The organism is Deinococcus sp. LM3 (genome assembly GCF_002017875.1).
GTDB lineage: Bacteria > Deinococcota > Deinococci > Deinococcales > Deinococcaceae > Deinococcus.
The window spans coordinates 2,009,679-2,028,059 of record NZ_MUFV01000001.1; the positions used below are offsets into that span (position 1 = coordinate 2,009,679).

At 69.6% G+C, this 18,381-nt stretch carries 19 protein-coding genes; 11 read left to right on the forward strand and 8 right to left on the reverse strand.

What is annotated here, in order from left to right:
* Window positions 1–61: 61 nt before the first annotated feature.
* From BXU09_RS09410 to BXU09_RS09425, 4 genes are all read right to left on the reverse strand, one after another.
* Window positions 62–793, reverse strand: coding sequence for a YebC/PmpR family DNA-binding transcriptional regulator (locus BXU09_RS09410; protein ID WP_055362272.1), 732 nt, complete (start codon window positions 791–793; stop codon window positions 62–64).
* Between the two features lie 123 nt (window positions 794–916).
* The gene (locus BXU09_RS09415; RefSeq protein ID WP_144012051.1) at window positions 917–1,123 is read right to left on the reverse strand and encodes a hypothetical protein; all 207 of its coding nucleotides are present in this window, start codon (window positions 1,121–1,123) and stop codon (window positions 917–919) included.
* A gap of 143 nt (window positions 1,124–1,266) precedes the next feature.
* Window positions 1,267–2,304 carry a sugar phosphate nucleotidyltransferase gene (locus BXU09_RS09420; RefSeq protein WP_055362271.1) on the reverse strand — a complete coding sequence of 346 codons (1,038 nt, stop codon included), beginning with the start codon at window positions 2,302–2,304 and terminating at the stop codon, window positions 1,267–1,269.
* Window positions 2,305–2,374: 70 nt separating this feature from the next.
* On the reverse strand, window positions 2,375–3,358 hold the full coding sequence (locus BXU09_RS09425; protein WP_078302070.1) for an alpha/beta hydrolase: 984 nt from the start codon (window positions 3,356–3,358) through the stop codon (window positions 2,375–2,377).
* Between the two features lie 99 nt (window positions 3,359–3,457).
* On the opposite strand from BXU09_RS09425, the gene BXU09_RS09430 reads away from it, so the two are divergent.
* The 9 genes from BXU09_RS09430 (at window position 3,458) to hemA (ending at window position 11,823) form a co-directional block, all read left to right on the forward strand.
* The gene (locus BXU09_RS09430) at window positions 3,458–3,766 is read left to right on the forward strand and encodes a hypothetical protein (protein WP_078304913.1); all 309 of its coding nucleotides are present in this window, start codon (window positions 3,458–3,460) and stop codon (window positions 3,764–3,766) included.
* 261 nt (window positions 3,767–4,027) lie between these two features.
* Window positions 4,028–4,696 carry a response regulator transcription factor gene (locus BXU09_RS09435; protein WP_055363171.1) on the forward strand — a complete coding sequence of 223 codons (669 nt, stop codon included), beginning with the start codon at window positions 4,028–4,030 and terminating at the stop codon, window positions 4,694–4,696.
* Between the two features lie 307 nt (window positions 4,697–5,003).
* Entirely contained in the window at window positions 5,004–6,020 is a 1,017-nt protein-coding gene (locus BXU09_RS09440; RefSeq protein ID WP_078302072.1) for a TerC family protein, read from the forward strand.
* 108 nt (window positions 6,021–6,128) lie between these two features.
* Window positions 6,129–7,022, forward strand: a complete 894-nt coding sequence (locus tag BXU09_RS09445; RefSeq protein ID WP_078302073.1) for a P1 family peptidase — start codon at window positions 6,129–6,131, stop codon at window positions 7,020–7,022.
* Window positions 7,023–7,284: 262 nt separating this feature from the next.
* On the forward strand, window positions 7,285–7,566 hold the full coding sequence (locus tag BXU09_RS09450) for a hypothetical protein (protein ID WP_055363170.1): 282 nt from the start codon (window positions 7,285–7,287) through the stop codon (window positions 7,564–7,566).
* A gap of 324 nt (window positions 7,567–7,890) precedes the next feature.
* A complete protein-coding gene (locus BXU09_RS09455) occupies window positions 7,891–8,547 on the forward strand; it encodes a hypothetical protein (protein ID WP_144012052.1) in 657 nt (218 codons plus the stop codon).
* A 9-nt stretch (window positions 8,548–8,556) separates the two neighbouring features.
* The gene (cobA, locus tag BXU09_RS09460; RefSeq protein WP_078302076.1) at window positions 8,557–10,083 is read left to right on the forward strand and encodes a uroporphyrinogen-III C-methyltransferase; all 1,527 of its coding nucleotides are present in this window, start codon (window positions 8,557–8,559) and stop codon (window positions 10,081–10,083) included.
* Window positions 10,084–10,168: 85 nt separating this feature from the next.
* Window positions 10,169–10,729, forward strand: a complete 561-nt coding sequence (locus BXU09_RS09465) for a bifunctional precorrin-2 dehydrogenase/sirohydrochlorin ferrochelatase (RefSeq protein WP_240501142.1) — start codon at window positions 10,169–10,171, stop codon at window positions 10,727–10,729.
* Window positions 10,726–11,823 carry a glutamyl-tRNA reductase gene (gene hemA, locus BXU09_RS09470; protein WP_078302079.1) on the forward strand — a complete coding sequence of 366 codons (1,098 nt, stop codon included), beginning with the start codon at window positions 10,726–10,728 and terminating at the stop codon, window positions 11,821–11,823. The genes BXU09_RS09465 and hemA overlap by 4 nt, the downstream gene beginning before the upstream one ends.
* 89 nt (window positions 11,824–11,912) lie before the next feature.
* Here hemA and BXU09_RS09475 read toward each other — a convergent pair whose 3' ends face one another.
* Window positions 11,913–12,275 carry a type II toxin-antitoxin system PemK/MazF family toxin gene (locus BXU09_RS09475; protein WP_168174581.1) on the reverse strand — a complete coding sequence of 121 codons (363 nt, stop codon included), beginning with the start codon at window positions 12,273–12,275 and terminating at the stop codon, window positions 11,913–11,915.
* Window positions 12,276–12,620: 345 nt separating this feature from the next.
* On the opposite strand from BXU09_RS09475, the gene BXU09_RS09480 reads away from it, so the two are divergent.
* The gene (locus BXU09_RS09480; RefSeq protein ID WP_078302082.1) at window positions 12,621–13,496 is read left to right on the forward strand and encodes a folate-binding protein YgfZ; all 876 of its coding nucleotides are present in this window, start codon (window positions 12,621–12,623) and stop codon (window positions 13,494–13,496) included.
* Window positions 13,497–13,949 (forward strand): hypothetical protein, encoded by a 453-nt coding sequence (locus tag BXU09_RS09485; protein ID WP_078302084.1) that lies wholly within the window; start codon window positions 13,497–13,499, stop codon window positions 13,947–13,949.
* Between the two features lie 88 nt (window positions 13,950–14,037).
* On the opposite strand, the gene BXU09_RS09490 is transcribed toward BXU09_RS09485, so the two are convergent.
* From BXU09_RS09490 to BXU09_RS09500, 3 genes are all read right to left on the reverse strand, one after another.
* Window positions 14,038–15,057 (reverse strand): ABC transporter permease, encoded by a 1,020-nt coding sequence (locus BXU09_RS09490; protein ID WP_078302085.1) that lies wholly within the window; start codon window positions 15,055–15,057, stop codon window positions 14,038–14,040.
* Between the two features lie 46 nt (window positions 15,058–15,103).
* Window positions 15,104–16,126 carry an ABC transporter permease gene (locus tag BXU09_RS09495; protein ID WP_055362696.1) on the reverse strand — a complete coding sequence of 341 codons (1,023 nt, stop codon included), beginning with the start codon at window positions 16,124–16,126 and terminating at the stop codon, window positions 15,104–15,106.
* Between the two features lie 319 nt (window positions 16,127–16,445).
* On the reverse strand, window positions 16,446–18,167 hold the full coding sequence (locus tag BXU09_RS09500) for an ABC transporter substrate-binding protein (protein WP_078302087.1): 1,722 nt from the start codon (window positions 18,165–18,167) through the stop codon (window positions 16,446–16,448).
* Window positions 18,168–18,381 lie beyond the last annotated feature (214 nt).

Below are 18,381 nucleotides of genomic sequence, written 5' to 3' on the forward strand. Positions count from 1 at the left end.
TGGTCAACAGTTGATGGTTGATAGAGGGTCCGACCTCCATCAACCATCAACTTTCAACCATTCACTCCTCGTCGTCGGGGAGGTCGGCGTTGCTGTAGACGTTCTGCACGTCGTCGAGTTCTTCGAGGGCGTCGATCAGGACGAGCAGTTTGCGGGCGTCGTCACCGGCGACGGCGACCGTGTTGCTGGGGACCATGTCCACCTGGGCGTTCTCGATGCTGAACCCGGCGGCGATCAGGGCGTCCTGCACGGCGTACAGGTCGTTCGGGCCGGTGCTGATGGCCAGGCCTTCCTCGGATTCCTGGATGTCCTCGGCGCCGTGTTCGATGGCGGTTTCCTGCGCCTGCTCGCTGGTGTCGGTCAGGAGCAGGATGCCTTTCTTCTCGAACTGCCACGCCACAGAGCCGCTGGTGCCGAGGCTGCCGCCGCGCTTGTTGAACACGGCGCGGATGTCGGCGACGGTGCGGTTCACGTTGTCGGTGAGCGCCTCGATCAGGATGGCTGTCCCGCCGGGGCCGTAGCCTTCGTACGTGACTTCCTTGAATTCGGCGGCGCCTTCACCGGCCCCGACGGCGCGTTTGATGGCGTTCTCGATGTTGTCGACCGGGACCGTGTCGCTCTTGGCGGCGGCGATGGCGTTTTTCAGGCTGAGGTTGCCGCTGGGGTCGCCGCTGCCGCCGGAGCGGACGGCGGCCTGAATGGCGCGGATGTGCTTGGAGTACATCGCGCTGCGTTTCTTGTCGTTCGCGCCTTTCTTGCGCTTGATCTGCGACCATTTGCTGTGACCGGCCATGTTGAACACTCCTTGACGTGAAACTGCGCCCACCGGGTCCCTGGGGGTCGGGGGCGCGTGCGGGGAGCATTCTAGCGCAGCGGGGCGCGGGGTCCGGTGGGCGGACCGGGGCTGGTCGTGGGTTCAGCCGTCCTCGTCGGTGGGTTCCTCGGTGGTCCGCCACGGGTGCAAGCGTGCCTGGGCGCTGGTGGGGGAGAGGTTCTCCCGGTCCCGGCTGAGGGGGCCGGTGTCCAGGCCGCTGATCAGGACTTCGCTGCCTGCGCCGCTGGCCAGCGCTGCGGGGGGAATCGGTGCGCCGATCTGCCCTTCCTGCACCTCACGTCGCTTCATGCCCCAGCGTAGGCGTGGGGCGGGCCTGGGTGGGTGTGTGCCGCATGGAGGCGCGTTGAGGGTCGGCTACTGAGGCTCGACAGGGGCCGTTTGCGTGCTCTGCCGCACGCCATCAGCCATGCGCCATCAGCCATCGGCCACCGTCACATCCGCATGACGCTGCGGTCCCCGATGACCATCTGCAGGCCGGTGTCGCTGGGCGCGGTGACCAGGGCGTGACGGCCGATCAGGCTGCGCACGATCGGCTGGGTGGGGTGCAGGATGCGCGCGAAATCGTCGATCAGGCTGGCGTGTACGCGGGCGCTGTCCACGCGGGCGTGCGCGCCGATGCTCACGCCCGGCCCGATGGTCGCGCCGCGTACCAGCGCGTGCGGGCCGATCCAGACGGGTCCCGTGATGACGCTGTCTTCGACGGCCGCGCCCGCCTCGATCACGACCGGGCCGCTCACGACGCTGCGGTCCACGCGGCCCTCGATGCGGGGTTGCAGGTGCGACAGGAAGTGCAGGTTCGCGGTCAGCAGGTCGTCGGGCGCGCCGGCGTCACTCCAGAAGCCCGTGAATTCCACGGCGCGGACCTGCCCGCCCTGCGCCATCAGGGCGCTCAGGGCCTGCGGGAACTCGATCTCGCCCCGGTCGCTGGGCAGCAGGTCCTGCACGTGGTCGAGCAGCGACGGGCGGAAACTGAACACGCCGCACGCCGCGAGGTTACTCTCGGGTTTGCGGGGTTTTTCCACCAGCCGGATCAGGCGGCCGTTCTTCACGATGGCCACGCCGTACGCCTGCGGGTTCGGGACCTGCTTGACCCCGATCACGGCGTCCGCGTCGCGCAGCGTGCCGATCAGGGGGGTCAGGCGGTCTTCGAAGAGGTTGTCCCCGAGGTACAGCAGCGTCGGCTGGTGTTCCAGGAAGGCGCGGGCGCTCAGGACGGCGTGCCCGGTGCCGAGCGCCTCGCGCTGCCGGATGAAGGTCAGGTGGCCGCTGTGCTGCGTGGCGTCGCGCAGGTCCGTCTCGCTGGACGGACTGCACACGATGCCGATGTCGTGAATGCCGGCGTCCCGCAGGGACTGCACGGCCCGCGCAATGATGGGGACGCCCGCCACGGGAACGGCGTGCTTGGCGCGTGTCGCGCTGATGGGAAGCAGGCGGCTGCCGCGCCCGGCGGCGAGAATCAGACCTTTCATGAGATCACACGCGAGTATAAGCGTCGGCCCGCGCGCGATTCTGAGAGGCCGGGCGGGGCGGGGGTGGCCCTCAGCGGGTCAGGGCGTCTTCCAGCGCCTGCGCGAAGGCGTCCTCGTCGTCCAGCCAGGGGTAGTGCGCGGCGTCCAGTACCGTCACGTCCGCGTCGGCGAGGTCCGCGACCCACTGCACCTGCTCGGGGTAACTGGTGCGGTCGTGCGCGCCCGAGATCACGAACACCGGCCGGCGGATCTCGGCCAGGAACGGCGGGTACTCGAACTCCCACAGGCCCTGGTTGACCAGCGCCTCCTGCACCTCGCCGCCACCCACGAGTTGCCCCTCGGCATCCAGGAATTCCAGGCGCATGCGGGTGGGCGCGTCCCGGAACTGCAGGGCGTTCAGCAGGTCGCGGGCGTTCAGCAGCTCGAAGGCCGCCTCGATGCGGGCCGCGCCGACCGGGGCGTGCTGCCCCTCGGGCGTCGCGGCCTGCACGCGCCCGGCCGGGTCGTCCATGGGCACGCCGCGCCGGGCACTGGCCTCTTCCAGCAGGGTGCGCGCCAGGTCCGGGTAGTGCACCCAGGGGTTCACGGCGATCACGCGGGCGGTGCGGGTGGGGTGGCGGCGGGCGTACTCCAGCGCGATCAGCGCCCCGAACCCGTGTCCGAGCGGCACGATCCGTTCGGCGCCCAGGAAGTCGCGCACGGCGTCCAGGTCGCCGACCAGCGTGTCGAGGTCCAGGGTGTCGGCGCCCTGCTCGGTGTCTTCCAGCGGCCCGCTGCGCCCGCAGCCGCGCTGGTCCAGGAACACGGCCGCGCGCGGCAGGCGGTCCCCGAACGCCGCCTGGAACGAGTAACTGTTGTAGCCGGGGCCGCCGTGCAGGAACACGACCGGCGGTTCACCGGCGGCCGGGTCGCCCGTCACCTCGAAGTACAGGTCCGCGCCGTTCAGGTGCTCCAGGTACACCTGATCCCCACCGTCCGGAAAGGCGCCGTCCGGGAAATCGTCCGGGAAGGTCAGGTCGTCGGGCGCGGCGTCGGATGGCGGCAGGTCACTCATGCCGGGCATTCTAGTCGGCGCTGCCCGGACCCCGCAGCGGTGGGCGGCACGGTTCAGGCGCGCTGCGGGGGCGGCGGCGGGTGCGCTACGCTGCCGCGCATGACCGATCCGCCGTCCGGGGCCGGAACGACCGGCCGTCACGCGCCGCTGGGCATCGTCTTCACGCTGGCCGGCGTGGACGACCTGACCTTCACGCGCATCCTGCGGGACCTGATGCACGACCCGGCCTTCCGCCGCCCGCTGCAGGTGCAGGCGCAGGAACCCCGGCCCGGCGCGGCGGCCCGACTGACGCTGGTCTTCCACCCGGAGGACCGGGCGCTGGCCGCCGCTGCCACGCAACGCCTCAAGACGCTGCTGCTGCGCCACGAGGTGCAGGTGGACGACGTGATCGTGCCCGGCCCGGCCTGACGCCCGTGGTCGGCGCGCCTGATTCCACCTGAACGCCGCGCGGATTCCGCGCCCCTGAGCGGGGGGGACTTGACGGCTGTTAAGGGACCCTAAACCGCACCTGAGCCCCCCGGGACCTTCCCGGCCCCTACGATGGGCCGGAAACAGGTGCACCGGCATCCGCAGCGGATACACCCACGGTTGCGTGCCTCCCTGGCCTGCCAGGGCAGCGCCCAGCCGGGCCACCGAACATCCCAGGGATGAGGAGACGAAAAGGCAGCTATGGAGCAACGCATCCTACTTATCGAAGACAACCCGGACATCACCCGCGTCGTGCAGTACGAACTCGAACAGGCCGGATACAAGGTCCTGGCCGCCCCGGACGGCGTGACCGGCCTGACCAGCGCCCGCGAGAGCAACCCGGATCTGGTCATCCTGGACCTGGGCCTGCCGGACTTCGACGGCGCCGAGATCGCCCGCCGCCTTCGCAAGACCAGCAGCGTGCCGATCATCATCCTGACCGCCATGGACGCCGTGGACCGCAAGGTGAACCTGCTGGAGGCCGGCGCGGACGACTACATGACCAAACCCTTCCACCCCGAGGAACTCGTGGCGCGCGTGAAGGTGCAGCTCCGGCACCAGCAGCACGGCGAGGTCATCTCCATCGGGCCGCTGGAGATCCACCCGCAGAAGCGCCTGTGCCACTACAACGGCCATGAGGTGCGCCTGTCGCCCAAGGAGTTCGACCTGCTGACCTTCCTGGCCCGCCAGCCGGGCCGCGTGTACTCCCGCCAGGAGATCGAGCGTGAGGTCTGGAACGGCGAGCTGCCCAGCAACAGCAACGTGGTGGACGTGCACATGGCGAACATGCGTGCCAAGCTGCGCGACCTCGACGGGTACGGCATCATCCGCACCGTGCGCGGCATCGGGTACGCCCTCAAGACGCCCTGACCCGGTGACGCCCTGACCCGGTCGTCGGCCTCCCCCGGCAGGGAGTTCACTCTGTTCTCATCCGGGCGGCGGAACCGTCCGGGATACTGAAGGTCAATCCGGGGGAGTAAGCCGCCCTGCCACTCGGCAGGGAGCACCTGATCGTCAATACGGAAACCAAGGGTTTTCCGGTCAGGAGCAGCAAAGGCAGAGACCCGGCAGGAACGCGGTGCGAACCGTGGTTTCTGCCGGGCGTTTTCGTGTCTTCCAGGCACGCCGCTCCCGCCAGTCACCCACCGTCACGCGCCGCGCCCACCGGAGGAACACCGTGGACGCACTCATGACCCCCTGGCTCGGCCAACCCACCTGGATGTGGCTGGTCTTCATCACCCTCGTCGTCGCCCTGCTCGCCTTCGACCTCGGGATCCTGGACCGCCTGCGCCGCCGCCGCGCCGACGCCGCCGGCGTTGCGGTCGAGGATCAGGTCATCGGGATCGGCAGCAGCCTCAAACTGAGTGCCTTCTACATCGCCGTGGCGCTGGCCTTCGGCGGGTGGGTGTGGGCCACGCTGGGACCGGCCAGCGGCATGGCGTACCTGACCGGTTTCGCGCTGGAAAAGGCGCTGGCCCTCGATAACGTGTTCGTGATCAGCGTGATCTTCGCGTCGTTCGCCATTCCCCGCCACCTCCAGCACCGCGTGCTGTTCTGGGGCATCCTGGGCGTGATCATTCTGCGCGGCCTGATGATCGGCCTGGGCACCGCGCTCGTCACTCAGTTCGACTGGATCATGTGGATCTTCGGTGCGTTCCTGCTGCTGACCGGCGTGAAACTGCTGCGCGGCGGCGACGACGAGGCCCCCGACATGGCCAACCACCCCGCCGTGCGCTTCCTGCGCCGCTTCCTGCCCATCAGCCCCAAACTGGACGGCCAGAAGTTCCTGACCCGCCTGCCCGACGCGACCGGCCGCCTGCGCCTGCACGCCACCCCGCTGCTGCTGGCCCTGCTGGTCGTGGAGTTCGCCGACGTGATCTTCGCCGTGGACAGCATTCCCGCCATCTTCGCCATCACGCAGGACCCGTTCATCGTGTACACCAGCAACATCTTCGCCATCCTGGGTCTGCGCGCCCTGTACTTCGCGCTGGCCGCCATGGTCCACCGCTTCGAGGCCCTCAAGCCCGCGCTGGCGCTGGTGCTGGTGTTCATCGGCGCGAAGATCTTCTACGCGCAGTTCTTCGGCAAGGTCGACCCGGCCATCAGCCTGACCGTCACGCTCGGCATCCTCGGCGGCGGCGTCCTGCTGAGCCTGTGGCGCACCCGCAACGACCCCACCCCCGACGTGAGCTGACCGCACACCCCCACCCGCCCGCAGGCGCGCCGTGACTCTGGTTCACGGCGCGCCTCTCTGTCTGTTCTGGTGTGTCGTTTCCGGAAGTCCTGTGCTCTGCTGGAGCGCATGAGCGAGAACCGTACCCTGACCGGCATTCCGGGCTTCCTGGTGGGCCACTGGACGCACGCCGAGGCCCGCACCGGCTGCACCGTGATTCTGTGCCCCCCGGAGGGCGCCGTGGCGTCCGCTTCGTTCCTGGGCCCCAGTCCCGGCACGCGCGAGGGCGTGCTGCTCTCGCCCGACAAGAAGATCGAACGCATTCACGCGCTGCTGCTGACCGGCGGCAGCGCCTTCGGGCTGGGCGCGGCGGGCGGCGTGGTCCGGGTGCTGGAGGAACGCGGCGTGGGGCACCAGACGCCCTGGGCGCGCGTGCCGCTCGTGCCGGCCGCCGTGATCTACGACCTGGGCGTGGGCCGCGCCGACATCCGCCCCGGCGAGGCGCAGGGCGAACACGCCGCCCGCACCGCCAGCGCCGACCCGGTCCCGCGCGGTCTGGTCGGGGCCGGGACCGGCGCGACCGCCGGGAAGTACCTGGGGGGCGGCGTGCCGGGCGGACTGGGCAGCGTCCTGCTCGAACGGCACGGGGTGCGGGTGGGCGCGCTGGCCGTCGTGAACCCCATCGGGGACGTGCTGGACGAACGGGGCGGCGTGCTGGCCGGACCCGGCGTCGGGCCGGGCGCCGCCGCCTTCACGCCGGGCGACGTGCAGAACACCACCCTGATCGCCGTGGTCACCGAACACACCCTGAGCAAGAGCGAATGCCGCCGCCTCGCGGACGCCGCGCAGGCCGCGCTGGCCCGCGTCATCCACCCCAGCCACACGCCCTGGGACGGCGACAGCGCCTTCGTCCTGAGCGCCGCCACCCGGCCCCCGGCGGACCCGCTGCTGCTGGTGGCACTCGTGCAGGAGGCCGTGTGCGCCGCCGTCCGGGACGCCGTGCGCGCCGCCCGAACGGACTGAACCGGACTCCGATTGGAGGCGCTGCAAAGGCCCTTCAATCCGAGCGGATGCGACTCGTAGAGCTGCCCCGCAGAGTAAGAGAGAAACGCCCCTCCGGACGTGAAGCCGGCAACCCGGCGCGTGGGCGGGTTGTCAGCGAAGCAGACGGAATCCGTATGAACCGGGGCGCGCCTTTGAGGGCCTGACCATCCAGGCTTGGCCCAACCTTGACCTTGTGTTCCCTCACCCGGTTCTGCCCGTGCGTGGCGGGTCACTCTGGGGCATGCTTGCCTTTCACCCTCAGCTGTTCGTGCGGATCGCCGAGCTCGACGGCCCGCGTGCGCCCATGCCCCGCCCGCTGTCGAGCGGCTTCAACCCGGACCGCGCCTACCGGGTGCTGGGCGTGTACAACCCGTCCGAGTCGTCGGACGCGTACTTCATTCTGCCGAACGACCGCGACGAGATGTGGTTCATCTGCCAGCGGCACCTGCGGTTCGCGGGCCTGCACGACACCTCCGCGCACCACCTGGACCTGACGCACGAACACGCCAGCGCCGCCGACTGAAACGGATTTCGTCTGTTTCGCTGACAACCCGGAGCATCGCCGGGTCGCCAACTCCACGTCCGGAACCCGTTTTGCTCCCACTCGCTTCGCTCGGATTGAACGGGCTTTGCAGCCCATTCAATCGGAGTCCGTATCACTCGCTTCGCTCGGATTGAAGGGTCTTTGCAGCCCCTCCAATCGGAGTCCGTATGACCCGCAGCCCGGCCACCGCTGCCGCCATCCCGTCCACCGGGATCACGCCGCCACCCGGCGCCCGGCCTTTCTGAAGAGACCTTCAGCCTCCTCGGGGGTGCAGGGTGGCCCCCGCTGCGAATACTGAGCGGTATGCGACGTTTCCTTTCCGCTGCCCGGTCGCTGCCGCGCCCGCTTTGGCTGCTCGCGGGAGTGCTGGGGTACACCGCGTACCTCCAGAATCCGCGCGAGCCGCTGCGGCCCACCGACCTGCCGGACGGGGTGGGGCCGGTCACGCACCGCTTCTACCGCGCCGACGTGCAGGGCGCCACCCTGGACGCGGCGGCCGTGACGGCGCTGGTCGGGCAGCGCCTGCCGGACCTCGCGCCGAAGGTGGCGGCGTGGTTCCGTGGACTGGACGCGCCGCTGCCGTCGCAGGGCGGGCCGCCCATCCGGCCCGGCACGCGCCTGCGGATCCTGATGACCCTGACCCGCCGGGCGCGCGTGCAGGTGCAGGTCATGGAACCCACCCGCCTGTGCCTGCGTACGCTGCGGCTGCACGCGGACGCCGGGACGGTCACGTTCCGCGCGCTGGACACCGGTCCCGGCAGGCTGAGGCTGGAGATCGAGACGGTCGTGCGGGCCGCGAGCTGGCCGGACCGGGCCGCGTACCTGCTGGCCGCGCACCTGTTCCAGCGCCTGAACTGGGAGGCGGTCCTGACCGGCGCGGCCCGCCTGGGTGGCGGGCAGGTCGCCGCGCGGGAGCACCGCACCCGCGAGTACGCATATGTCCCGCCTGCCGCCCGCTAGCCTGTAGGCATGACCGACGTTCCCGCCGCTTCCCCCGCCGCACCGTCCCGCGCCTTCGTGTCCCTGATCGGGGCGGGTCCCGGCGATCCGGGACTGCTGACCGTGCGGGGTATGCAGGCGCTCATGGAGGCGGACGTGGTGCTGTTCGATTACCTCGCCAACCCGGACCTGCTGCGCTACGCGCCGGACGCGCACACCATCTACGTGGGCAAGAAGGGCTTTTCCGAGTACATCAGCCAGGAGCAGATCAACGCGCTGATCGTGGAGCAGGCGAAGGCGAACGGCGGGCAGCGCGTGGCCCGGCTGAAGGGCGGCGACGTGTTCGTGTTCGGGCGCGGCGGCGAGGAAGCCGAGGCCTGCGCCCTGGCCGGCGTGCCGTTCGAGATCGTGCCCGGCGTGAGCAGCGCCATCGCCGCGCCCGCCTACGCCGGGATTCCCGTCACGCACCGCGAGGTCGCGCGGTCCTTCGCGGTCCTGACCGGCAACACCCAGGAGGGCGGCGCGCACTACGAGCGGCTGTCCGGCGTGGACACCCTGGTCCTGCTGATGGGCGTGCGCAACCTGCACCAGATCGCCGCCGACCTGATCGCGGCCGGGCGCGACCCGCAGACGCCGGCCGCGACCGTCCAGTGGGGTAGCACGCCCCGCCAGCGGACCGTGACCGGCACCCTGGCCACCATTGCCGACGTGGTCCGCGAGGCCGGCCTGGAAGCCCCGGCCGTGACGGTCGTGGGCGAGGTCGTGCGCCTGCGTGACAGCCTGCGCTGGTTCGACACCCGCTCCGGCTTCGGCGGCCCGCTGACCGGGCAGACGGTCGCCGTGACCCGCACGCGCGGCGGTGCCAGCGGTCTGGGCGACCTGCTGCGCGCGCGCGGCGCGGGCGTGCTGGAAGTCCCGCTGATCGAATTCGCGCCCACCGCGCAGCCCGGTGTCCTGCATGAGCACCTGCGCGACCTGAGCGGCGTGAGCTGGCTGCTGTTGACCAGCAACCACGCGGTCACCACCCTGATCGAGCACCTGCACGCCCTGGGCCTGGACACCCGCCACCTGGCCGGCGTGAAACTCGCGGCAGTCGGCCCCAGCACCGCCCGCAGCCTGGAAGCGGTGGGCCTGCGCGCCGACTTCGTGCCCGGCACGCCCGGCGCCCGCCACCTGGGCGCCGAACTGCCCGCCGCGCCCGGCGAGACGCTGCTGCACCTGACCTCGCAACTCGCGGAAGCCGACCTGCAACGTGCCCTGGAAACGCGCGGCCTGACCTACGCCCGCGCCGAGCTGTACCGGACGGAACCCGCCCGGCCCGACAGCCTGTCCATGGACCGCCTGCGCGGCGCGGCGGTCGTGACCCTGGCCTCCGGCAGCGCGGCCCGGCACCTCGCGGCGCTGGTCGGCACGGACCTGCGCGTGGCGGCCATGGGCCCCCAGACGGCCGACGCGGCGCGCGAGGCGGGCTTCACGGACATCACCGTCGCCCGTACCGCCAGCCTGGAGGCCCTGGCCGACGCGGCCGAGCAGGCCGTCGCCGCTGTTACCGACTGAGGCACGTTCCATGGCGTCCCAGTCGCCTTCCCGACCGATCGGTCGGGGACGGCTGCCCCGCCCGGCCCGCGCTATGCTGCGCCCTGTGAGCCTCCTACCCGCCTTCCTGGACCTGCACGGTGCGCGCGCCGTCGTGGTGGGCGGCGGCCCCGTGGCGCTGCGCCGCGCTCGTACCCTGCTGGGCAGCGGCGCGCAGGTCCAGGTCATCGCCCCGGACCTGCACCCGGACCTCGCGGCCCTTCCGGTGCAGGCGCTGCGCCGCACCTACCGTCCGGGCGACCTGAGCGGCGCGGCGCTGGCCGTCGCCGCCACCAGCGTCCCGGACGTGAACGCGCAGGTCGTGAGCGACGCCCGCACCCTGGGCATTCCCGTCAACGACGCCAGCGACGCCCCGCGCGGCACCCTGCGCTTCGCCGCCACCGCCGAGCACGCCGGGATGCAGGTCGCCGTGAACACCGGCCGGGAACTGCCGATGCTCTCGCAGGCCCTCGCGGAGCGCGTGGTGGCCCTGCTGCCCACCCAGACGCAATTGAACGACTGGACCGGCCGCCGCGAGGCCGCCCTGACCCAGCCGGAACCGCAGCGGGCGTCGGCGCTCGCCGCGCTGCGCGAGGACATCCGCCGCGCCGTTGGGGTGCCCGCATGACCCTGGCCTGCCCCACCGCCCGCGCCTTCCTGGCCGTGACCGGCGCCCCCGCCCCCGGCACGCTCGACGTGGCGGTCGTCGGCCTGAACCACCAGACGGCGCCCGTCGAGGTCCGTGAACGCGCCGCCGTGCGCGCCGGCGAGGAAGCCTCGCTGCTCGCCCACCTGGGCCGCCACGCGCAGGAAGTCATGCTGCTGTCCACCTGCAACCGCACCGAGGTCTACATGGCGGGCCTGGACGGCGACCCGCTCGCGGCCTTCGAGGGCGCCTGGGGGCACGCGCTGGGCGACCACCTGTACGTCCACCGGGGCGAGGCGGCCGTCACGCACCTGTACCGCGTCGCGGCGGGCCTGGACAGCCTCGTGATCGGCGAGACGCAGATCCAGGGGCAGGTCAAGCGCGCCTGGATGGACGCCCGCGAACGCGGCCTGACCGGCACCCTGCTGAACAAGGTCGCGCAGGGCGCCCTGGCCGCCGGCAAACGCGTGCGCTTCGAGACCGGCATGAGCGATAAGGTCGTGTCCGTCTCCAGCGCCGCCGTCGAACTCGCGCAGGCGGCCCTGGGAGGGCTGGCCGGACGCACCGCCCTGATCATCGGGGCGGGGGAGACGGCCGAACTGACCCTCACGCACCTGCGGGCCGCCGGGGTCGAGGACATCATCGTGGTCAACCGCACCGTGGAACGCGCCCGGCAGCTGGCCGAGAAACTCGGGGGCCGCCCCTGCGCCGCCGAGTACCTGCACGAGGTGCTGCCCGAGGCGGACGTGCTGATCGCCAGCAGCGGCGCGCCCCACTACGTCCTGCACGGCGAGGGCGTCGCCGAGGCGCTGCGGCAGCGTCCGGGCCGCCCGATGTTCCTGATCGACATCAGCGTGCCGCGCATCCTCGACCCGGACATCGCGGGTGTGCCCGGCGCGCACCTGCACAACCTCGACGACCTGACCGGCATCGTCGCCCGCAACATGGACAGCCGCCGCGCCGCGCTGCCGCAGGCGAACGCCATCGTCCGCGACGCCGCCGCCGACCTGAGCCGCTGGCACCTGACCCGTCAGGCCCGGCAGCGTCAACGCGACCTGGCCCTCGCCAGCGACTGAGCAGTGATGATCTCTGCGGCGTGTGCTGCCATTTTGAGACTGATCCCCATCCGCCTTTTTCTCTCTGTGACTGAGGATGGGACCTCTCTTCAGAGCGCCAGCATCTGACGCAGAGCCGCCCGAATGATTTCGATGTCATCAGCCGGAAGATGTCCTAGATAAGCCTGCACTCTGCTAGCACCGATGAAGCGCACCTGTGGACACAGAGCAATGCTGACTGTTGTCAGGCCACCCACGTCTTGCGGAAGGATGGGATACAGTCGGCGGTCAAAGTCACCATACTTTTCGACCTTCGATGTCAGGGGCACAACAATGAGACCGGGGTATTTCTGTGGTGCGATCAGGTCTGGCACACCTACGACGATTGCAGGGCGAGGCCGCGCCTGTTCAATGCCGCGCGGCCTCGCTTCTGGTAAATCAACTTTCAATACTGCACCGATCAGTGAAGTCACTACCCTATCTTCCAGCCTTCGCCAGGAATAAATTTGATGGGCTGCCCCTTTGGTATTCCTGCGGTTCCCCAGTCGTATGGTTCAAGTGCTTCGGGCGTTGCACTTCTGGAGAGTGTAGCCCTCAGTGGGATCTTGCCGATGGATTTAGCAAGTGTACTGCGCGCTGTTTTTTCAGGGTGTTTGTACGAGATAGTTTTCGCCATGGCACGCCACCTCCGCTTAGTGGTTCCATATTTTAGCGCAGGGCACCACGAAGATTGGTCAGTAGCCCGTAAATGCCGAACCTCTTCTGCTTGGCGATCCGCGTTCCACATGCCGTCCCCGCTTTCCCGTACGCTGGGCGGCATGTGGACCCGGATTCCTTCCAGCAGTCTGCGCGTGACCGGCGCGGACCGCGTTGATTTCGTGCATGGGCAGATGACCAACGACCTGCGGGGCGCGCCGACGCCCGGCGTGGTGGCGTGCGCGTTCCTGAACGTGCGCGGGCAGATCGAGCAGTTCGCCCGCGCGTACCGCCGCGCAGACGACGTGTACCTGCACCTGGACGCCGGGCAGGCCCCGGCGCTCGCGGCGCGCCTGAAACGCTACGTGATCTTCGATCAGGTCGAGATTCAGGACGTCAGTGAGGAGCTGCGGACCGTGCACGTCTGGCAGGAGGACGCCCTGCCCGGCTGGGACGCGGCGGGCGGCGCGGCGCAGACCTTCGGGCTGGGCGGCGGGACGGTCCTGGGTGGCCGAGTGAACCGTGCGGGCACGCCCGGCGTGGACCTGCACTACCTCGCGCGGCACGAGGAGGCCGTGCTGTCGGCCCTGACCGGCCCGGAAGCGCCGCTGGCCGACCTGGACGCCGCCCGTGTGCGCGCCGGCATTCCGGATGTCATCCGGGACGCCCTGACCGGCACCCTCCCGCCCGAGATCGGCCTGGACGTGGGCGGCCCGCTGCCCGCCATCAGCTACCGCAAGGGCTGCTATGTGGGGCAGGAGATCATGGCCCGCCTGGAAGCGCGCGGGAATGCCCGGCATCACCTCGCCCGTCTGGAAGGCGACCAGCCCTGGCCCGCCGGGGCCGAGGTGACGGCCGACGGGAAGGTCGTGGGGCAGGCGGGCCTGTACGCGGCGGGCGGCAGCGTGGCGCGGCTGCGCAAGGAACTCGCCGGTGGCGCGGCCGTGCAGGTGGGCGGCGTGCCGGCCCGCGTGTTCCTGAACACCCCGGTGGCCTGAGTGGGCGTCCTGGACGCCGTGACCCGCGACCTGCACGCCGGGGACCGGGCAGGCCTGCTGCGCGCCTGCCGCCGCGCGTACCTGCTGGCGCTGGCCGCGCTGGTCCTGCCGGGCTTGCCGCTGGGTCTGCTCCTGGCCGCGGTGCGCCCTTTGACGCTGAGCAGCCTGGGCGGGGTGCTGGGAGCGGTGCTGCTGGCCGCTGCGCTGGCGGGCGTGGCGTGGTACCTGGCGCGCCGCTCGGCGCAGGCGCCAGACCTGAGTGCGCGGCAGGCGGCCCTGACCGGCGCGATCCAGGCGGCCACTGCGCCCGGCGTGCCGTTCCTGATCGGCTGCGCGTTCCTGGGTTCCGGCGCGGCCCTGCTGGCGTTGTGGGGCGTGGCGCTGCTGGCGCACGCCCTGGTGTGGTGGCAGCTGCCCGGCTGGCTGCGCGCCGAGCCGGCTCCGGCCGCCTGAACAATCCGGCTGCCGCAACCGACAGAAGAATCCCCCACCTGCGCAGTGCGGTGGGGGATTCTTCTGTCGGGCTCCGGTGTGTTCTGCTTCAGCGGGACTTGGGGTCCAGCGCGTCGCGCAGGCCGTCACCGAACAGGTTGAAGGCGAGGCTGAACAGCACGATGAACACGGCGGGGTAGACCAGGGTGTACCAGTACTCGGGTTTCAGCCACGCGCGGGCGAAGTCGACCAGCTGACCCCACTCGGAGTAACCGGGTTCGAAGCCCAGGCCCAGGAACGACAGGCCGGCGATGGCTAGCGGGATGGTCGCGAGGTCCAGCACGGCGGTCGTGAACACGGCGGCCACGCTGTTCGGAATGACGTGCTTGAAGATCAGGCGGGCGTCGCGCGCGCCGAGGCTGCGGGCGGCATCCACGTACTCCAGCTGCCGGGTGCGCAGCACCTCGCCGCGGATCAGGCGGGCGTAGCCGGTCCAGCCGGTCACGCAGAACGCCACGATCATGGGCACGGTCGGGTCGTAGTCACCGCCGCCGCCCTGCAACCGGGCGCGCAGGATGGTCAGGATCACGACCGTCAGGATCAGGGGCGGCAGCGAGAACAGTACGTCGATGAAACGCTGGATCAGGTTGTCGATCCAGCCGCCGTAGTAGCCGCTGGCCGCGCCGATGATGATGCCGGTCGTCAGGGTGATCGCCACGATGATGAACGACAGTTTCAGCGCGGTGCGCGTGCCCCACACCAGTCCGTAGAAGATGTTGTAGCCGTTCACGGTGCCCATCGGGGCCTCGGCGCTGGGCGGGCTGGGCTGCTGCTGGAAGCTCAGGCGTTCGGTCAGGTAGCAGCTCTTGGGCGGCGCCAGGGTCGCCTGCCAGAACGGGGCCTGCAGCGGGTTGTACACCTGACTGGCACTCGTGATGTTCAGGTCGCGCAGGCAGTTGCCGCTGGGCTTGGCGATCAGCGGCGCGAACAGCGCGATCAGGCCGAACAGCAGCGTGATGATCAGGCCGGTGATGGCCAGGGGGTTGCGGCGCATCTTGCGCATGGCGGGGCTGGTCCAGAACAGCTGCCAGTTGCTGCGCTGCTCGACCTTGACGGGCGCGGTGGTCATCGGGGGTCCCTCCGGGTGGCGTGGCGGGCGTGGGGCTGGGCGGGCATCAGTCGAACCTCACGCGGGGGTCGATCACGCCGTACAGGATGTCCACGACCGTACTCACGACGACCACGATCACGGCGGTCAGCATGGCGAAGCCCAGCACGGCCGCGAGGTCCACGCCGACGGCGGCCTGCACGACCCACTGGCCCACGCCGGGGTACGCGAAGATCGTCTCGGTGATCAGCGAGCCGCTGAGCAGACCGATGATCAGGAAGCCGCCGAGCGTCACGATGCTCAGCAGGGCGTTGCGCCGAGCGTGCTTGTTGTTCACGACGCGGCTGGACAGGCCCTTGGCGCGGGCGGTGCGCACGTAGTCGCTGGTCAGCGCCTCGAGCATGTTGTTGCGCATGACCTTGATGATGCTGGCGCTCAGGACGATCAGCAGGGTGGTGGCGGGCAGGATCAGGTGACGCAGGGCGTCCCAGGCGATGTCCCAGCGGCCGTTCAGGGCGGCGTCGAGGGTCAGCAGGCCGGTGTAGCGTTGCAGGTCACCCAGCGCGAAGGTGTTCAGAACGCTCACCTGACCCGCGCCGGGCAGCCAGCCGAGGTACGCGTAGAACACCGCCAGCAGCAGGATGCCCACCACGAAGCTGGGCAGCGAGTACCCCAGGACCACCAGGACGCGCAGCACCTGATCGATCAGCTTGTCCTTGTGCAGGGCGCTCAGGGTGCCGAGCCAGATGCTGAGCAGCAGGATCGGGATGGCGGTCACGATGGTCAGTTCCAGCGTGCGCGGCAGGCGCTCCTTGATGGTCGCCACCACATCCTGACTGCTGGCCTTCGAGTACCCCAGGTCGCCCTGCAGGGTCGAGGACAGCCAGCGGCCGTACTGGATGGGGAAGGGGTCGCGCAGGCCGCGCTGTTCGATGATCTGTTCGAGTCGGGCAGCCTGCTGCTCGCTGCGGATGTACGGCGCGGCGCGTTGCTCGGGCGTGAGCAGCTGCGTGATGCCGACGATCATCAGGGATAGGACGAGCATCACCACGGGAATCTGGATGAGTCGCCGCACGATGAAATTGAGCATGTGGGCCTCGGAGGGGAAAAGCCTCCGCGTCTGACCGCATTCGGTCAGCGGAGGGAGAGGGGCTGGAAGGGCTGGATCTGACAGGTTGTATGGACTGGAATGCAGGCCATCGTTCAGCCTAGACCAAAACAGACCCGGCGCGCAAAGTCAAGCGGGCTGATGTCCCGCTCAGTGGAACTGTGCGTCTGGGAGGGCGCGCAGGACCCGCCGCCCGGTCACCCGGCCTGGGCACAGGTCAGGACCACAACGGGGAGGGCGGGGCTTCCCTGTCAGGGGCCGCCCCGCCCTCGCTACGCCGCTGACGGCGCTGGGTTCCGGATTACTTCTTGCTCAGGTCCTTCCAGAGGGTGCCGGTGTAGCTGAAGGACGTCATGGGGTTGAAGTTGCCGGTGCTGACGCCCACCAGGTTGTCGCGCACGAAGGTGTAGCCGATGCCGGCGGGCATCAGGATGTAGGGGGCCTGCTCGTAGGCTTTCTTGCCGACGAGGCTGTACAGGCGGTTACGCTCGGCGGTGTTGACCGTGTTGCGGGCCTGCTCGAGCCACTTGTCGACCTGCGCGTCTTTGAAGTTGCTGCGGGGGGAGTAGTACCCGTTGCTGGAGTAGAAGGTGTACATGAAGTTGTCGGGGTCGGCGTAGTCAGGCGCCCAGCCGATCACGATCATAGCTTCCTTGCCGGTCTTGGAGTCGGCCAGCATCTCGCTCCAGGGCTTGGCCTGGATGTTGATCTTGAACTTGGGGTTCATGGCTTCGATGTTCTTCTTCAGGATTTCCATGGCCGTCTGCGCGGGCACGCTGCCGGCGCGGTAGTTGGCGGTCATGACGAAGCCGTTCTTCCAGAGCTGGCCGCCCCAGGCGCGCTTGAAGAACTGTTCGGCCTTGGCCTTGTCGTAGGAGTACGTGCCGACCTTGGCGTCATAGCCGGGGAAGGTGTCGGGCAGCAGCATGGTGCGCTGTTTGCCCTTGCCCTTCAGGACGTCGTCGATGTACTGCTTGTAGTTGAAGGCGTAGCTGAAGGCGCGGCGCACGTTGGCGTCCTTGAAGAAGGTCGCGGGGATGCCCTTGCCGTCCAGTTTGCCGCTGCCCAGCAGGCCGCTGCTCTTGATGTTCTGGTTCATGAAGAACGCGCTGGACACGGTGTTGGGCAGGTTGTCGATCCAGGCGACGCCGCTCTTGCCCTTGATCTGCTCTTCGTCCACGGCGCGGCCGCCACCCTCGATCAGGTCGGCGTCGCCGCGCAGGAAGGCCTGCTGGCGGGCGGCCAGTTCAGGCACTTTCTGGATGATGATGTTCTTGATGGCGGGTTTCTTGCCCCAGTAGCCGTCGAAGGCGCTGGCCAGGAAGGCGTTGGCGTCCTTGCGGACGAACTTGTACGCGCCGGTGCCGCTGGGCTGCTTGCTCAGGGCGCTGTTGGTCAGATCCTTGCCGACCCAGGTCTTCCAGTCGCTTTCCTTGCCGCTCCACTCGCCGAGCTTGATGGCGTGCTTGCTGTCGATGACGCTCTGGCCGGTGTAGGCCAGTTTCGCCAGGAAGGCGGGGTCGACGGCGGGCAGCGTGAAGACCAGCTGGCCGCTGTTGTTGCACTCGACGGCCTTGTCGATGCGGGCCCAGGTGATGGTCTTGTCGTCGTTGGCGTTGGCACCGGTGCCCAGGAGGCTCTCGGCGATGAACCAGTTGCCGGACTCGGCGCTGTTGGTCACGAGGTTACGCTCGAAGGAGTACTCGGCGTCGGCGCAGGTCATGGCGCCGCCGCTGTGGAACTTGACGTTCTTGCGCAGGTCGAAGGTGTAGGTCTTGCCGCCGTTGCTGATGGTCCACTTGGTGGACAGCAGGGGCTCGAGTTTGGTGAGGCTGGCGCCGCTGTAGGTCAGCAGGGTCTCGTAGAGGTTCTCGGTGATGGAGCCGGAGGCGGTGTCGTAGGTGACGCCGGGGTCCATGGTGGGGATGTCAGCGGACTCCTGGATGACCAGGGTGTCTTTGGGGGCGACCGCCAGGGCGGAGGTCAGGATGAGCAGGGTGCTGAGGGCAGCGATTTTCTTCATGTGGACTCCTGGATATGGTTCGACAGAGGACACGGGTAAAGCGTCTGCTCAACTCGTGCCGGTGCTGTCTGGGGGTTATCGCCGCGCATCATAACGCAGGGGGGCGGGGCGTGGTGTGAGGATGTCGCACTTCCCGTCCCGCCCTGCCGACTGCCCCGCCGACGGCACTGCCCCGCCGACTGCCCCGCCGACGGCACTGCCCCGCCGACTGCCC

What these genes read in the sequence shown, in the direction of transcription:
- BXU09_RS09410 (WP_055362272.1), bottom strand. Translation starts at nt 793, where the DNA reads ATGGCCGGTCACAGCAAATGGTCGCAGATCAAGCGCAAGAAAGGCGCG.
- BXU09_RS09415 (WP_144012051.1), bottom strand. Translation starts at nt 1,123, where the DNA reads ATGAAGCGACGTGAGGTGCAGGAAGGGCAGATCGGCGCACCGATTCCC.
- BXU09_RS09420 (WP_055362271.1), bottom strand. Translation starts at nt 2,304, where the DNA reads ATGAAAGGTCTGATTCTCGCCGCCGGGCGCGGCAGCCGCCTGCTTCCC.
- BXU09_RS09425 (WP_078302070.1), bottom strand. Translation starts at nt 3,358, where the DNA reads ATGAGTGACCTGCCGCCATCCGACGCCGCGCCCGACGACCTGACCTTC.
- BXU09_RS09430 (WP_078304913.1), top strand. Translation starts at nt 3,458, where the DNA reads ATGACCGATCCGCCGTCCGGGGCCGGAACGACCGGCCGTCACGCGCCG.
- BXU09_RS09435 (WP_055363171.1), top strand. Translation starts at nt 4,028, where the DNA reads ATGGAGCAACGCATCCTACTTATCGAAGACAACCCGGACATCACCCGC.
- BXU09_RS09445 (WP_078302073.1), top strand. Translation starts at nt 6,129, where the DNA reads ATGAGCGAGAACCGTACCCTGACCGGCATTCCGGGCTTCCTGGTGGGC.
- BXU09_RS09450 (WP_055363170.1), top strand. Translation starts at nt 7,285, where the DNA reads ATGCTTGCCTTTCACCCTCAGCTGTTCGTGCGGATCGCCGAGCTCGAC.
- BXU09_RS09455 (WP_144012052.1), top strand. Translation starts at nt 7,891, where the DNA reads ATGCGACGTTTCCTTTCCGCTGCCCGGTCGCTGCCGCGCCCGCTTTGG.
- cobA (WP_078302076.1), top strand. Translation starts at nt 8,557, where the DNA reads ATGACCGACGTTCCCGCCGCTTCCCCCGCCGCACCGTCCCGCGCCTTC.
- hemA (WP_078302079.1), top strand. Translation starts at nt 10,726, where the DNA reads ATGACCCTGGCCTGCCCCACCGCCCGCGCCTTCCTGGCCGTGACCGGC.
- BXU09_RS09480 (WP_078302082.1), top strand. Translation starts at nt 12,621, where the DNA reads ATGTGGACCCGGATTCCTTCCAGCAGTCTGCGCGTGACCGGCGCGGAC.
- BXU09_RS09490 (WP_078302085.1), bottom strand. Translation starts at nt 15,057, where the DNA reads ATGACCACCGCGCCCGTCAAGGTCGAGCAGCGCAGCAACTGGCAGCTG.
- BXU09_RS09495 (WP_055362696.1), bottom strand. Translation starts at nt 16,126, where the DNA reads ATGCTCAATTTCATCGTGCGGCGACTCATCCAGATTCCCGTGGTGATG.
- BXU09_RS09500 (WP_078302087.1), bottom strand. Translation starts at nt 18,167, where the DNA reads ATGAAGAAAATCGCTGCCCTCAGCACCCTGCTCATCCTGACCTCCGCC.